Consider the following 14,998-nt stretch of genomic DNA (forward strand, 5'->3'; position numbering starts at 1 on the left):
CGCAGCATCCAGTCCTGATGCGGCCCAAAGGTTGCAAATGAGGGTGCTATTTCGCAATAGTGACCCTCATTTCGCTTTAGGTCCTCAGCTTAATAAGCAGTCCATCCGCCGTCTGCGGTAATGACTGCTCCATTCACAAAGCCTGCTTCCTCTGAAGCCAGGAACAAGGCGAGCTGTGCGATTTCTGCGGGCTGGCCCATCCGTGGATTAAGCGCCATGCCCGGCTGTGTACGTTCCATGCCAAATGGATGGATATGGGTCATGGTTGAACCAATATTGGTCTCCACACCGCCCGGCGCAATCGCATTGCAGCGGATTCCCTTGGCAGCATACATGAATCCGGTGTTCTTGGTAAAGCCGATAACCGCATGCTTCGAGGCTGTATAAGCCGCACCGGCACGGGCACCGAACAGACCGCCTACCGAGGCAACGTTAATGATAACACCCTGTTGTTTTTCCAGGAAAATAGGCAGTACCTTGCGCGTAGCACGCATCACTGAAGTTGTATTGACGGAGAGAATCCGCTCCCAGCTCTCATCCTCAATATCACCCGCCGGTTCAAAGTTATCCATGATCCCCGCATTATTCACCAGAATATCTACCGTGCCGTAGGTGCTGACTGTACTGTCGATCAGATTCTGGATATCAGACTCATCTGCAACATTTGCTTGTACCGCCAGGGCTTCCCCGCCGCGAGCTTTAATGTCACCGGACACCGTCTCCGCAGCCTCCAAATGAATATCCGCCACTACGACCTTGGCTCCTTCCTTCGCATACAGGACGGCAATCGCCTTCCCCATCCCGGATGCCGCCCCGGTCACTACAGCTACTTTGTTGTGAAGTCTCATATATGTACCTCCGTGTATAGTTATTTTTCTCTGGTCTAGTATCTTTTGCTTCATAGTGTTTTATGCGCCCGGTTGACGCTATCCTTCGCGAAGGCTTAACATTGGGCTATACAACAGGGAAGAGGATGGAGCCTATGATTACGGCCGGACTAGATATCGGAACTACATCCATCTCCGGGCTGCTCTATGATCTGGAGAAACGTACGATTCTATATACTATTACGGAAGCACAAGCGGGCCTGCCTATCAGCCTGAATCAGGAATGGGAGCGGCTGCAGGACCCGGAATTGATTGTGAAGCAGGTGGAACATATACTTGAACGTCTGCTGGCGCAGCAGCCGGAAGTAACGGGAATTGGCTTAACCGGGCAGATGCATGGCATTGTCTATTTGGATACAAGCGGGAGGGCAACAGGTCCGCTGTATACCTGGCAGGATGGACGGGCGGGACAGCTCACCGGAGGGATGGACAGTCCTACCTATGCGCAGCAGTTCAGTGATCTTACCGGGTACACTGTAGCTCCCGGCTATGGACTCGCCACCCATTACTATAATGTGTCCGGGCAGCTTGTCCCTGAGCGAGCAGTCAGCTTCTGCACAATTGCGGACTATATTGCGATGAGGCTGGTGAACAGTGAAGTGCCGCTGATTGATGCAACGCAGGCAGCGGGGATCGGGGGCTTCAGTCTGGGGACAGGGGATTTCGATAGAACCGCGATTGGTATGGCCGGCATCGACCCTTCGTTATTGCCGCAGGTCGTCCCCTCCGGGACGGCAATCGGCAGCACGGTACAAGGCATTCCCGTATACACTTCGCTTGGGGATAATCAGGCCAGCTTCCTGGGCAGCGTGCCGCAGCCCGGAGAATCCCTGCTGCTGAACATCGGCACAGGAAGCCAGCTCTCGGCCTGGTTGCCTGACTGCGCCAAAGCTCCTTCCGCGATGGAGGTACGCCCGTTCCCTGGCGGCGGGGTGCTGATGGTTGGAGCCGCCCTGAGCGGCGGCAAGTCGTATGCCCTGCTGGAGGGATTCTTCCGGCAGCTGATCACCGCATACACCGGAGAAGCGCCGACAGATCTCTATTCCCTGATGTCCAGGCTGCTCAGTGAAGAGGTGCCGGGAAGCGCCAGCACAAGACTTACGGTGAATACGCAGTTTCTGGGGACAAGAACAGACCCGGAGAAGCGCGGCAGTGTGGAGGGAATCACGCTGGAGAATTTTACTCCCGGCAGGCTGGCCCATGCTTTTCTGCAAGGAATGGTAGATGAACTGCGCGGTTTCCTGGCAGAGCTGGAACAGCAGGGCGCGGGTACATTCAGCCGCCTTATAGGCTCAGGCAATGCGCTGCGGAGTAATCCGGTCCTGTGCGCCAAGGCCGAAGCAGCCTTCGGACTAACGCTTGAGCTTGGTGAACATGCTGAAGAAGCGGCGGTAGGGGCGGCGCTCTGTGCCGCTGTCGGCAGCGGGGAGATCGCAAGCTTCAGTGAAGCAGGTGCTTATCTTAGCAGAGCCCGGCTGAGCTAACGGGAAGGGGGCTGTCCCAAAAAGTGACCAATGGGCTTGTTAAACCAAGGATGAACAGGGAATATTGTGATATCCAACATTGACAAAATAAATTATTTATGCTATAATTTACATATTAATAGTTTGTGTATATAATAAGGTTCTCCTGGCCAGGGGAATCTTATTTTTGTATGGAGGAACCACCAATGAAGCAGAACAAGTCCAGCATGACTGCCTTAGTGGCCGCTTTTGGCCGAGCCTATCACAGTATGTATGACAATCCCAAGATCTTTAATGATGATGTGGCGCACAAGCTGATATCTCCGCAGGAGTTCGCGGATATCCGCAAGAATATGGTGCAGGGGATTACTTTCTTCAATCCCGAGATCGCGGAGAGGTACCCGGATGATCCTGAAGCCATCTTGAGATGGATTGTCCAGGTCCAATTATCCCCCACACCGCTGGCACGAGCTGCCTACTGTGAGGCTATTGTGCTGCATGAGCTGAGTCTCGGGCTGGAGCAGTATGTGATTCTTGGTGCGGGGCTGGACAGCTTTGCCTACCGTTATCCTAACCTCATGGAGCGGCTTGCGATTTTTGAAGTCGATGCTCCTGCTACCCAGGCATCCAAGCAGCAGAGGCTCAGGGATGCACAGCTTGAGATTCCGGGGAATCTTCATCTCGTGCCCATGGACTTCACAGGCGAATTCTCGTATTCAGGCCTTTATAAGCAGGGGTTCGATCCTGACGCTAAGACGTTGTTCAGCTTGCTGGGGGTATCCTACTACCTCACCAAGGAGGAGAATGCACGCCTGATTACGGAGCTACTAGCAGGGGTTCCTTCAGGAAGCTCTATCATTCTGGATTATGCGGACGAGTATCTAATGGAAGAGCAGGGCGTATCCGGCCGGGTGGCCAAAATGGTGCAAATGGCTGCCGCCAGCGGCGAGCCGATGCAATCCTGGTTCAGTTATGCGGAGATGGAGGAGCTTCTGGCCGAGGCGGGGCTGCTGGTCTATGAGCACCTGTCTCCGGCAGAGATCAACGAGAGGTTTTTCAGCGGCCGGAGTGATGCTTTAAGCGCTTTTGAGACGATTCATTATGTTCATGCGGTTAAGCGGTAGCTTCTTCTCCATAAATAAAAGCCTCAACCGCCGCTACCGCGATATTCCGGTCGGGATGGGAATTGTCGATCTGCACCACCTGTACAGACGGGAGCGGCCAGGCTACGGTGCGGGGGCCTAGCGAAGCGCTGAAGCTCTCCCAGTGGGCGAACTTCCAGGCGTCGAGCGCGGAATGTCTGCCTTCAAGCCGTTCACGGAACGTGGCTGCATCCGCAAGTCCTACCAGGACTACCTTGACCTCAACTTCATTCAGTGTGCGCCCGATGCGCGCCAGCTCGCGGTCGATCCACTCCGGATCGGCCGCTTCTTTGGTAAAGGGACCCACCACGTAGATGTCGCTGGACAGACCGATATTATCTAGCGCTGCATCCATAGTAATGCGGTAGCCGAGGTCGCGGCATAGTCTTTTATACTCATCGGAATCCCTGTCGTCAGGATCAAGCCCGTGCATAGTCATAATAGCGGTTGCTGCCGGACGCAGCAGAATATCCATATCGAACACTGCCGCCGGACGCCGGGCTGCAACAGCCTTGGCTAAGGTGGTTTTGCCCGCCCCTCCGGGTCCGAGGAAAAATACCAGCTTGTTCATCTGTCTCACTCCTTATCCTGCTTGCAAATCCCAGTATAGCAGGCGAATCGTTCAGCGGGAAGGAGCCAACCGGAGGGGGGGCCTAGCCATTGCTAGTGTGTGACAGCAATTAGCAGGCAATGATATGATAGATTAACTGTACATTGAAGAAGGAAACGAAACAGATAGAGGGTAAAAGGAGGACAACGATATGATTACCATCCGTCCCATTGAGCGCAGGGATAATGCGGCCATTGAGGGGATTATCCGGGAGTGCCTGATTGAATTCGGCGGCAACCGCGAAGGTTTGGCTTGGGCAGATGACAGCCTGCAAGACTTATATACCTATTATAATAGCGCGGCGAACCGGGCTTACTGGATAGTGGAAGAGGACGGGCAGGTGCTGGGCGGCTGCGGGATTGCGGCATTCGACGAAGCGCAGCAGATCTGTGAATTGCAGAAAATGTACCTGTCCGCAGCCATCCGTGGCCAAGGCGTTGCAGCAGAACTGCTGGATACGGCGCTTGCCTTCGCAAAGCAGCATTACCGTAAGTGTTACCTGGAGACGCTGCTGTCGATGCAGGCCGCTGGCCGTTTCTATGTCAAGCACGGGTTCAGCCCGATGGATGGCCCGCTGGCCGGTTCCGAGCATTATGCCTGCGATGCATGGTATATCCGGGACTTACATAACTGATTACTGCGGAAATATGGGCACATGAAGAATTCACTTCTATAAACTTAATGGAAAATAAATCCGATAATAAAGGGATATGTATATCATTAATGGGTATATTTTGAATCCTGATATTGTACATTGGAATCCATTCTGGAGAAGGAAGCAGGGATCATAGTGTCTTCCACAAAGCTAGTATTTAACGAAGATGAAGTCAGGCGCCTGCAGTCGAAGATCGGCCAGGTGAGTCAGGACACTAATCGGCTATATCTTCAATTGAAGGGCCAGTCCAGCAGCTGGGGCGGTATTCCGATGGGCGATCATCTGGTCAAGGCCCAGGTCCTGATCAATGAATTAACCGTTGAAGCGGAGAAGTTAGAAGATATTATCCGGGTCGCCCTGAGAGGCGTCTCGGAATTGCAGGAAGAGAATAAGCGGGAGGCGGACAAGCTGACGGGGCAATTTAATCTTTTGCTCGCGGCCTTCGGAAGCTTGGGGCTGCAACCAGCCGCCGGACGGTTCTCCATCCCCGAATTTGTGCAGCGAAGTGCGACGAACCTCATCACTTCGATTGCTGCTCTATCGGGAAAAGATGAGCTGAGCAGGGACCCGGTGGTGCAGCAGCTCAGGAAGGTCATTCAGACCTCCGGCCTGCTGACCGTAGAGAGTATCGCTGCACAAAGTAAGCTGAACGATATCTTCGCAGCGCGCAATGAGATCGCTAAGGCCCAGATGGCCTTCAAAGTGTATCAGGCGTTCGGCAATCAAGCCCAGATGGAGACAGTTCATGCAAAGGCCGAAGAAGCCCGGCAGAAGCTGGCCTCTCTAGGCGTAGCCAAGATCTACTATGAAACCGGTAAGGATCTAAGCGTCCACTACAGACAACCAGCAGTCACCGCCTGTGAGTATGATCCGTCAATTACGGCGGAGAAGGTTCCATTACTACATAACCAAGAATATTTACTGCTGCTGCGGCTGGCGATGGAGAAGACCGCCGCCGGAGCGTATGCGCGGAGTCAGCTTGCGGCGAAGCGGCAGGAAATTCAGATCGCAGCGGCTCTTAAGCAGGTTCAAGAGCAGATCGAAGCAGAGCGGCGGTTGAACGGGCCGCCGCTTACCCTGCCGGACGGCACGCCAATTACCGCAGACAACAAGGAAAATGAGACCACCTGGGACTTTTATCAGACGAAAGTCTATGTGCCAAATGAATATCTCACCCCGATGTACACCAGCTATCTGGGGTGGCTGGATAACACGTACGGCCTCACGAAATGGGAGAGCAAGGTCCGTCAGTCGGGAGATGTGGTGCTGGCTTTTACCGAAGGATTGGTGAAAGAGGTCGTCATGGGCGTGGCGGATACGGCAACCTTTGCTTTCAAATTAGTGGTGGACCCGGTCAAGACCACCACAGACATGAAGAATCAGGCGAAATATCTGATTGACCATCCTGAAGTGCTGGTGGAAGCGGCGAAGATGGCGTTTCATCAGTTTGACGAGGGCACCCCGGAAGAGAAGGCGAAAATGCTGGGCTCGGTCGCTTCCATCCTCGTTCCTGGATTCCAGGTCACCAAAGCAGGTAAAGTTGGGAAAGTGCTAGGCGAGGTAGAAGACGTTGTCAGCCAAGCGGCGAAGGATGCCCTGCAAGGGATTAAGCAAAAGCTTCCGAATCTGGGTCCGGTAGTGCAGACGCCGGAAGGTTTAATTTTCAAGATAGGGGAGATTCCAGATACTCCAGCCTTGCCAAAGACGCCGGTGCAGCAGCGGTATATGGATGGGTTGGAGGGTGGAGGGAGAAATGTTGAACTTAACGATCCTATAAAAATTAAAACTAATAAAGGGATGGAAGTCGAATTTATAAATTCTTCAGGAAATACCCTTAAGTATGTTGAACAGAATCCCAAAAATATTCCGAATGCCATCGAAAGTGCGAAAAATAGTTTTAATGCAGGAAAAGCAGTTGAAGGTAAGGTAGGAAACTTTGTTCAACAAAAGACTGAAGTTACCGGGTTTGGAGTAGAAGTAAAAAACTTGACTCTGGATAAGAGGGCGACTGATATAGATATCGCTACAAATACACATTTTATTGAAGTCAAAAAATCAGTGAGTGCTATTAAGACAGCTCAAATAGACAGATTAACAAATCCTAATAATATTGATTTTTTCAACCGTGAATTCAAAAATGTTATCTTGTATATTGATGAGCCCATGAAAAATTTAAATAAATTTGATATGGAAAAAATAGAATTTGCCAAGAGTCAAGGCGTAACTATTGTAAATTCATTAGAAGAACTAGGGAGAGTGCTTGAGTAATGGGGACATCAGCATATTTTTTAGACCAAGCAAATAACCATACAAAATTAACAAAGCTTATTGAAGATATTAAAAACATCTGTATAGAAAAAGAATATTATATGAGCCCTGTTTCATACGATCCTCAAAGTGAACATGAAGGAAAACATGCTTCTTTAGAAGTTGCATTAGTTAAACGATCAGATGAAGAGGAGACACCTCCAAATGATGTTTTAATAGATTTATATGAAGAGTCGCATAAATACCAATATCATTGCTTTTCTTGGTATGATGAGCAAATTACTCTTTTTAATGTTGCAGTTATTGATGAAGTATATAACAATGAACAAATAATTTTGGGCTTGTCGAGTGAAATTTTAAAGCATTATCCAGATCTCAAATTATGGATAGAAGAAGATTGGTTCTACACCTTGGGTGACATAGAAAAAATATCAAGAGGACCCTATGATAATGAATGGTGCTATAAGAATCCGATAGATTTGTAAAATAAATTACGGGAATATCTTGAATGCAGAAAAAATACTATGCTAAACAGAGGAAATGCACTACTGGGATGCTAGAGTATTACATTTAGCTTAGCAGCACAAAAGTTATCAATATGTTTCATTAAGGAGAATGGATATTTCCTCGATAGAACTACATTTGAATCTTAATTTTAATGAAAACCTTGAGTGGCTACGTGCCTTTCAAGGTTTTCTGTCGATTATTTTTGCGGTGCGGGAATAAATCGGAGCTCAACCCAGATGAAGGCTGTTCATGCACAGGCCGAAGAAGCCCGGCAGAAGCTGGCTTCTCTAGGCGTAGCCGAGATCTACTATGAAGCCGGCAAGGATCTGAGCGCCCATTATAAGCAACCAGCGGTTACCGCCTGTGAATATGATCCGTCAATTACGGCGGACAAGGTTCCATTACTACATAACCAAGAATATTTACTGCTGCTGCGGCTGGCGATGGAGAAGACCGCCGCCGGAGCGTATGCGCGGAGTCAGCTTGCGGCGAAGCGGCAGGAGATCGAGATGGCGTATCGTCAGTTTGACGAGGGCACCCCGGAAGAGAAGGCGAAAATGCTGGGCTCGGTCGCTTCCATCCTCGTTCCTGGATTCCAGGTCACCAAAGCAGGTAAAGTTGGGAAAGTGCTGGGCGAGGTAGAAGACGCCGTCAGCCAAGCGGCGAAGGATGCCCTGCAAGGGATTAAGCAAAAGCTTCCCAATCTGGGTCCGGTGGTACAGACGCCGGAAGGGTTTGTTTTCAAGATAGGGGAGATTCCTGATACTCCAGCCTTGCCGAAGACGCCGGTGCAGCAGCGGTATATGGATTGGTTGGAGGGTCAGGGCGGTAGGGTTGAGGGGACGGATAATTCTAATAGTATTGTTAAAATAGTTAAGGACGGAAATAAAACAAATTATAAGAATCCTGCTGGGAATGAGCTATCGTGGACTGATCAGCATCCTAAAAGTATTAATAATGATATTGATGCTAAGTTAAACAGTTCAGACCCGGGTAAGGCTACCGAGGCTAAAGTAGCTTCTTTTGTAAGAGAAAATAAGGAAGTCACAGGGTTTGGACAGCAAGTTAAAAAGGCAGATAATAGTTTAGCTGGTGATTTAGATGTTGTTACTAAAGATGAGATTATTGAAGTTAAAAAATCAATAAAGGCAATAACAGATGTAGAACAGTTTGATAAATATATAAACCCAAATAACGGTAGTTATTTCAATCCCGGTCAGAAGAAAGTTATTTTGTATATTGACAAACCATTGACAAACTTACATCCAAATGATTTGAAAAAATTACAGGAGATTAAATCTAAGGGCGTTACTATTGTTAATTCCCTGGATGAACTTAAGGAGGCGTTAAAATAAAATGGGTACTTCGGCAGTTATTTTGACACTAAAAGAAGAATATTCACCTGAGAAATTGTTATCAGATACAATAGTCTCAGTATTCCATGCTAATGCAACTCTATATTTTCATAATAATAAAAATTATTCGGATAATGGGGAATTTTCGTATACTACACTGAACATTAATAACAATTCATTTGCAGAGAAAAGTGAACAATCATTTATTTTTTCAGTTCACGCTATTAACAGTCCAAGTATTGATTTTTACTATCATGAAGATTTGGAACTGGATTCTAATTTATCATTATGTCAAGTTGGTCATATTGAAGATATTTATGGTGTTCAAAAATTAATTTTTAATTTTATTTATGAATACCTCAGATTGAATCCTGACAATTACTTTTGGGTTACAGATTATGATTGGGTTTATAGCTGGGGGGACATGAAAAAAATGAAATCTTTACCGTATGATCCGGATTGGTGTTATATAGATCCAAGGTTGATTGATTTACCTTGAAATATTCTGCCACCTAGTACTTTCCCAGATGGCTTGGGGTTTGGAGGGTAAATATAACAAGACGCTTTTAAGTTCCATAGTACAGGTCAATTATGGTCAGAATCTGCCATAGTTGATCTTTTTTTATTCTTGGCTAATCTCAATGATCAGTTTCATAGAATCACCTATCTTTTCCGTAGAAATAGCTCTTAAAGTGTTCGCTGCATTAAATCTATAATGAGTGTGTATTGCAGCGAGGGGAGGGCGGGATAGGGATCTCAACAGTTGTAATCGCTATCATTGTAAGGCTATGAATAAAACTGTGTGTCGTTCCACATCAGATTAAGGAGGAATAGAATGCGCAACAAGTATGTTACATGGTCGCTTGTAGTTACGCTGCTTATCTCAACGCTATTCATGGCGGCTGGACCGCTTACCCGTTCGTCGGCAGCGGGCGGACCGAATCTTGCACTTAACAAAATCATTACCGCCAGCGGGCAATCCCAGAATTATGCGCCGGATAACGTTAAGGACAGCAATCAGAATACGTATTGGGAGAGCGCAAATGATGCTTTTCCAGGGTGGATTCAGGTCGATCTGGGTGCGCTCACCAGTATTGACCAGCTTGTATTGAAGTTACCAGTCAACTGGGAGGCGCGGACGCAGACACTGGCGGTACAGGGCAGTACGAACGGCTCTACCTTCACGGATATCGTCGCTTCAGCCGCATATGTCTTCAATCCTGCGGTGGCGAACAACAGTGCCACGGTGAACTTCACCGCTGCCAGCACGCGTTATGTCCGTCTGTTGTTCAGTGCGAATACTGCTTGGCCTGCGGGCCAATTGTCCGAGCTTGAAATCTACGGTGCCAGCAGCCCAACTTCTGCACCTACAGCGGGGCCTACTGCATCGCCTGTGCCAGCGGGCACCTATGAAGCAGAGGCTGCCGCATTATCCGGCGGGGCGAAAATGAACACAGATCATGCGGGATACTCTGGCACGGGATTCGTAGACGGTTATCTAACCCAAGGTCCGGCCACCACCTTCACGGTAAATGTGCCTGCGGCGGGTACACGGAATGTTACGCTGAAGTATGCCAATGCAAGCGGAAGCGACAAGACGATCAGCATCTACGTGAACGGAGTTAAGCAGCGCCAGACCACCTTGCCGAACCTGGCGAACTGGGACACCTGGAGCACGAAGGCTGAAGCCCTCCCGTTGAATGCTGGCAGTAATAGCATTGCTTACAAATACGATGCAGGGGATACGGGCAATGTCAATTTGGATCTAATTACGGTAGCAGCTGCAATCATCTCCACGCCCGCACCTTCACCTACAGTAGCTCCAACAACTGCCCCTACACCAACGCCGGTAACTACCCCGGCCCCTACAGCTACGGTGGCACCAACTTCCGCACCAACACCAGCACCGACAGCAACACCGGTGACTACACCAACGGTGTCCCCTGGAGGGAACATCGCCATTGGTAAGGCGATCAGTGCATCCTCCAACACACAGAATTTCATTGCCGGTAATGCCAACGATAACAACACGGCTACTTACTGGGAAGGCAGCGGGAATCCCAGCACCCTTACGCTTGACCTTGGAGCCAATCATAATATCACTTCGATTGTGCTGAAGCTGAATCCGGCGGCCGAATGGGCAACCCGGACGCAGAATATTCAAGTCCTGGGACACAATCAGAATTCAACAACCTTCAGCAATCTGGTTGCCGCCCAGAACTATACCTTCAATCTGGCATCAGGCAACACGGTGACTATCCCCGTGACAGCAACCGTTAAGCGGCTTCAGCTTGCTATCGCCGCCAACTCCGGTGCGCCCGGAGGACAAATTGCCGAATTCCAGGTATACGGTACACCGGCAACGAACCCGGATCTGACGATCACCGGCATGAGCTGGACACCTGCTTCTCCGGTGGAGACCAGCGCAGTGACCCTGAATACTGTGGTGAAGAACAGCGGTACAGCCGCAGCCGCAGCGACGACTGTCAATTTCTATCTGAACAACGAGCTGGCGGGTTCGGCACCGGTAGCGGCTTTGGCAGCAGGAGCTTCGGCATCCGTCTCCTACAATGCAGGGACGCTAACAGCCGGAACTTATCCGCTTAGTGCTAAGGTAGATGAGGCGGGCCAGATTATTGAGCAGAACGAAAGCAACAACAGCTATACGAATGCTTCGCCGCTGGTGGTTGCGCCTGTCTCCAGCTCCGACCTGACCGGAACGACCTCCTGGTCACCAGGAACACCGGCTGCGGGGAGTAACGTGGCCTTCACCGTCAGTCTCAAAAATCAGGGCAATCTTGCTTCCGCAGGCGGGGCCCATGGTATAACTGTAGCCTTGAAGAATGCCGCAGGCTCTACCGTGCAGACCTTCACAGGCTCCTACACCGGCGTAATTGCAGCCGGGGCTACGGTCCAAGTGTCTCTCCCCGGCACCTGGAGTGCAGTGAACGGCAATTATACGGTCACTACAACCATTGCCGCAGATGCCAATGAGGTAACAACCAAGCAGGCAAACAACGTGAACACTGTGAACCTGGTTGTATACGCTCTGCGCGGAGCAAGTGTACCCTACAGCCGGTATGACACGCAGGATGCGACCCGCGGCGGTTCAGCGGCGCTGAAATCGGCACCGAATTTCGATCAGATGCTAACCGCTTCGGAGGCTTCGGGCCAGAGCTATGTAGCCCTGCCGTCTAACGGAGCTTATGCACAGTGGACAGTGAGAGCGGGGCAAGGCGGTGCCGGAGTCACGATGAGATTCACGATGCCGGATTCGGCAGACGGAATGGGTCTTACCGGTGCGCTTGACGTATACGTGAATGGAACCAAGGCCAAAACCATCCCGTTAACCTCCTATTACTCCTGGCAGTACTTCTCCGGCGACCAGCCTGGTGATGCACCAAGTGCCGGACGCCCGTTGTTCCGCTTCGATGAAGTTCACTGGAAGATGGATACACCACTTCAGCCTGGTGACACGATCCGTATTCAGAAGAACAACGGAGACAGCCTTGAATACGGGGTGGATTTCCTGGAGATTGAACCTGTACCGGCAGCCATTGCCCGTCCGGCCAACTCAGTGTCGGTCACCGATTACGGCGCAGTGGCAGGAGACGGACAGGACGATCTTGCCGCCTTCAACAGTGCGGTTACAGCCGCCGTCACCAGCGGAAAATCTCTCTATATTCCGGCTGGAACTTTTAATCTGAGCAGCATGTGGGTCATTGGCTCGGTCAGCAATATGATCAACAACTTCACGGTCACCGGTGCAGGCTACTGGCACACCAATCTGCAATTTACGAATCCCAATGCAGCTGGCGGGGGCATCTCCTTCCGTGTTCAAGGCAAGCTGGATTTCAGCAACGTCTATATGAACTCGAATCTGAGATCCCGGTACAACCAGAATGCTATCTATAAAGGCCTGATGGATAACTTCGGCAACAATTCGGTCATCCATGACGTATGGATTGAGCATTTTGAGTGCGGTATGTGGGTGGGGGATTATGCGCGGACGCCGGCGATTTTTGCGAACAATCTGCTTGTCGAGAACAGCCGTATCCGTAACAATCTGGCGGACGGCATTAACTACTCCCAGGGAACCAGCAACTCTACCGTCCGCAATACCAATGTGCGCAATAACGGGGACGATGGTCTGGCCGTGTGGCCGAGCAACACCTTTGGTGCACCGGATGGTGTGAATAACACGTTCTCATACAATACGATTGAGAATAACTGGCGTGCTGGCGCTATCGGCATCTTCGGGGGCAGTGGTCACAAGGCGGATCACAACTACATCATCGACACGGTGGGCGGCTCCGGTATCCGGCTGAATACGACCTTTCCGGGAGCGCATTTCAACAACAACACAGGGATGATTTTCTCGGATACGACGATTATTAACAGCGGCACCAGCCGTGACCTGTATGACGGGGAACGCGGCGCGATTGATCTCGAAGCTTCGAGTGATCCGATCAAGAATGTAACCTTCACCAACATCGACATCATCAACACCCAGCGGGATGCGATCCAGTTCGGGTACGGTGGCGGCTTCTCGGGTATCGTATTCAACAACATTAACATCAACGGCACAGGTCTCGATGGAGTGACAACTTCCAGGTTCTCCGGCGCCCATAAGGGAGCGGCAATCTACACGTATACCGGCAACGGCTCGGCGACCTTCAACAACCTGACGACCAGCAATATTGCATATCCAAGTCTGTATTATATTCAGAGCGGGTTTGGGCTGTTGATTCAGTAGCCTTGAGATAGACAGGGAGGGGCCTAAGCGGCTCCTCTTTTTTTGGTTTTAGCCAGTTGAGTGCGTGAAACGTGCGAAATCAGGACCACCCGTCCAACGGAGGGTCCTGATTTTTGTTTCTTAGAAGATCCCTGTTGAGTTGGTGGTCTTCCTTTGAGTGGTCTGTTCTTCCCAACAAGATTAAGGACATTAAGATATGTATTTATTAAAATGAGTGCTTACTAAAATTATTTCCCCATTCCAAATAAATAAAAAATTCTAATGTACCATTATTCCCTGTAACTTGACTATTGGTAATAGCAATTATCTCATAGTCTTCGATAAAGTGATTACATAAATCGGTTAATATATCACGGATGGTATCGATACTGTCGAATTCCCCGCTTCTGCGTATATCAGAAGATGCTACTTCAAACAGAGGTTTAATTAAAGCAATTACAGTTCCGCAATCCCCTATGATTTCTCTACATAATGGCAGGGCATATTTTAATGAAAGGTATGACAAGTCTAAGGTGATTACTTCTGGAGAAGGGAATAACGAAAGCAGAACTTTGTCAGCAAGATTGGTTTTTTCCATATTCACTATTTTTTTATCGAATAGTAGTTTCCCTGCTATTTGACCGCACCCTACATCAACAGCATAAACAAGCTTTGCTCCATTTTGTATCAGGCAATCAGTAAACCCGCCAGTAGAAGCTCCGCAATCCATTACCACTTTTCCATTTACATCAATTCCAAAATCACGTAATGCGCCTGCTAATTTTAAGCCTCCTTTATTTACATACTTTCTTTGATAATACCTTTTAATTCTTACTGTTCCATCTACAGGAACTTTGTCGTTAACACTTAGTATTAATTCATCGTTAACCAAAACTCGACCTAATATTATCCATTTTTTTGCCTCTTTCAAGCTATCAAACCAATTTTCTGAAATTAATTTATCAATGACAATACAACTTTTTTTATTTTTCTTCATTTAGAAAACTCCAATTTTAGATAGAATAAGTGCCTTGGTAAAAATGATTGCGCATAATTATCATTTAAATGTTCAAAAGCATAAAATTATTTATTCATTTGTAAATATTAAATTAATAATTTATGATTTTCTTTTAATATTGTAATTAATACCATAGGAAAAAACATGAGTCAATAGATAAAAATGTAACAATAAAAATCCGATATTTGTTTAAAATTTGTATTTAATTTTAAATAATTTCAATATTATTACAAATTAGTCGCTTTACAGATGGAAAATGCTGTGATAAGATGCAAATTAATTAGAAGGGAAGTGGTTTTATGTAATTGTAAAATGTAAACTTAAATGTTCATTTGTTTATTTGTTGGGGCGCAATTGA

11 protein-coding genes are annotated in these 14,998 nt (G+C 48.6%); 8 read left to right on the forward strand and 3 right to left on the reverse strand.

Annotated features, from left to right (window positions below; all coding sequences use genetic code 11):
- Positions 1-89 precede the first annotated feature (89 nt).
- Positions 90-848, reverse strand: a complete 759-nt coding sequence (locus MKX51_RS14315; RefSeq protein ID WP_340992827.1) for an SDR family oxidoreductase — start codon at positions 846-848, stop codon at positions 90-92.
- A 134-nt stretch (positions 849-982) separates the two neighbouring features.
- Between MKX51_RS14315 and MKX51_RS14320 the strand changes: the two genes are divergently transcribed.
- Positions 983-2,371: a sedoheptulokinase gene (locus MKX51_RS14320; RefSeq protein WP_340992828.1), complete on the forward strand. Its 1,389-nt coding sequence runs from the start codon at positions 983-985 to the stop codon at positions 2,369-2,371.
- 185 nt (positions 2,372-2,556) lie between these two features.
- Positions 2,557-3,474: a class I SAM-dependent methyltransferase gene (locus MKX51_RS14325; protein ID WP_340992829.1), complete on the forward strand. Its 918-nt coding sequence runs from the start codon at positions 2,557-2,559 to the stop codon at positions 3,472-3,474.
- On the opposite strand, the gene MKX51_RS14330 is transcribed toward MKX51_RS14325, so the two are convergent.
- Complete coding sequence (locus tag MKX51_RS14330; RefSeq protein WP_340992830.1) at positions 3,464-4,063, reverse strand: hypothetical protein; 600 nt, start codon at positions 4,061-4,063, stop codon at positions 3,464-3,466. The genes MKX51_RS14325 and MKX51_RS14330 overlap by 11 nt on opposite strands.
- A 190-nt stretch (positions 4,064-4,253) precedes the next feature.
- On the opposite strand from MKX51_RS14330, the gene MKX51_RS14335 reads away from it, so the two are divergent.
- The 6 genes from MKX51_RS14335 (at position 4,254) to MKX51_RS14360 (ending at position 13,643) form a co-directional block, all read left to right on the forward strand.
- The gene (locus tag MKX51_RS14335) at positions 4,254-4,736 is read left to right on the forward strand and encodes a GNAT family N-acetyltransferase (protein ID WP_340992831.1); all 483 of its coding nucleotides are present in this window, start codon (positions 4,254-4,256) and stop codon (positions 4,734-4,736) included.
- A 291-nt stretch (positions 4,737-5,027) separates the two neighbouring features.
- Complete coding sequence (locus MKX51_RS14340) at positions 5,028-7,025, forward strand: hypothetical protein (protein ID WP_340992832.1); 1,998 nt, start codon at positions 5,028-5,030, stop codon at positions 7,023-7,025.
- Positions 7,025-7,510 (forward strand): hypothetical protein, encoded by a 486-nt coding sequence (locus tag MKX51_RS14345; RefSeq protein WP_340992833.1) that lies wholly within the window; start codon positions 7,025-7,027, stop codon positions 7,508-7,510. Before MKX51_RS14340 ends, MKX51_RS14345 begins: the two co-directional genes overlap by 1 nt.
- 258 nt (positions 7,511-7,768) lie before the next feature.
- The gene (locus tag MKX51_RS14350; RefSeq protein WP_340992834.1) at positions 7,769-8,887 is read left to right on the forward strand and encodes a hypothetical protein; all 1,119 of its coding nucleotides are present in this window, start codon (positions 7,769-7,771) and stop codon (positions 8,885-8,887) included.
- Between the two features lies 1 nt (position 8,888).
- Positions 8,889-9,386: a hypothetical protein gene (locus tag MKX51_RS14355; protein ID WP_340992835.1), complete on the forward strand. Its 498-nt coding sequence runs from the start codon at positions 8,889-8,891 to the stop codon at positions 9,384-9,386.
- 336 nt (positions 9,387-9,722) lie between these two features.
- Entirely contained in the window at positions 9,723-13,643 is a 3,921-nt protein-coding gene (locus MKX51_RS14360) for a discoidin domain-containing protein (protein WP_340992836.1), read from the forward strand.
- Between the two features lie 205 nt (positions 13,644-13,848).
- On the opposite strand, the gene MKX51_RS14365 is transcribed toward MKX51_RS14360, so the two are convergent.
- Positions 13,849-14,619 (reverse strand): SAM-dependent methyltransferase, encoded by a 771-nt coding sequence (locus tag MKX51_RS14365; protein ID WP_340992837.1) that lies wholly within the window; start codon positions 14,617-14,619, stop codon positions 13,849-13,851.
- Positions 14,620-14,998: the final 379 nt, after the last annotated feature.

Origin of the sequence: Paenibacillus sp. FSL M7-0420 (assembly GCF_038002345.1) — a bacterium.
Classification (GTDB): Bacteria; Bacillota; Bacilli; order Paenibacillales; family Paenibacillaceae; genus Paenibacillus_AQ.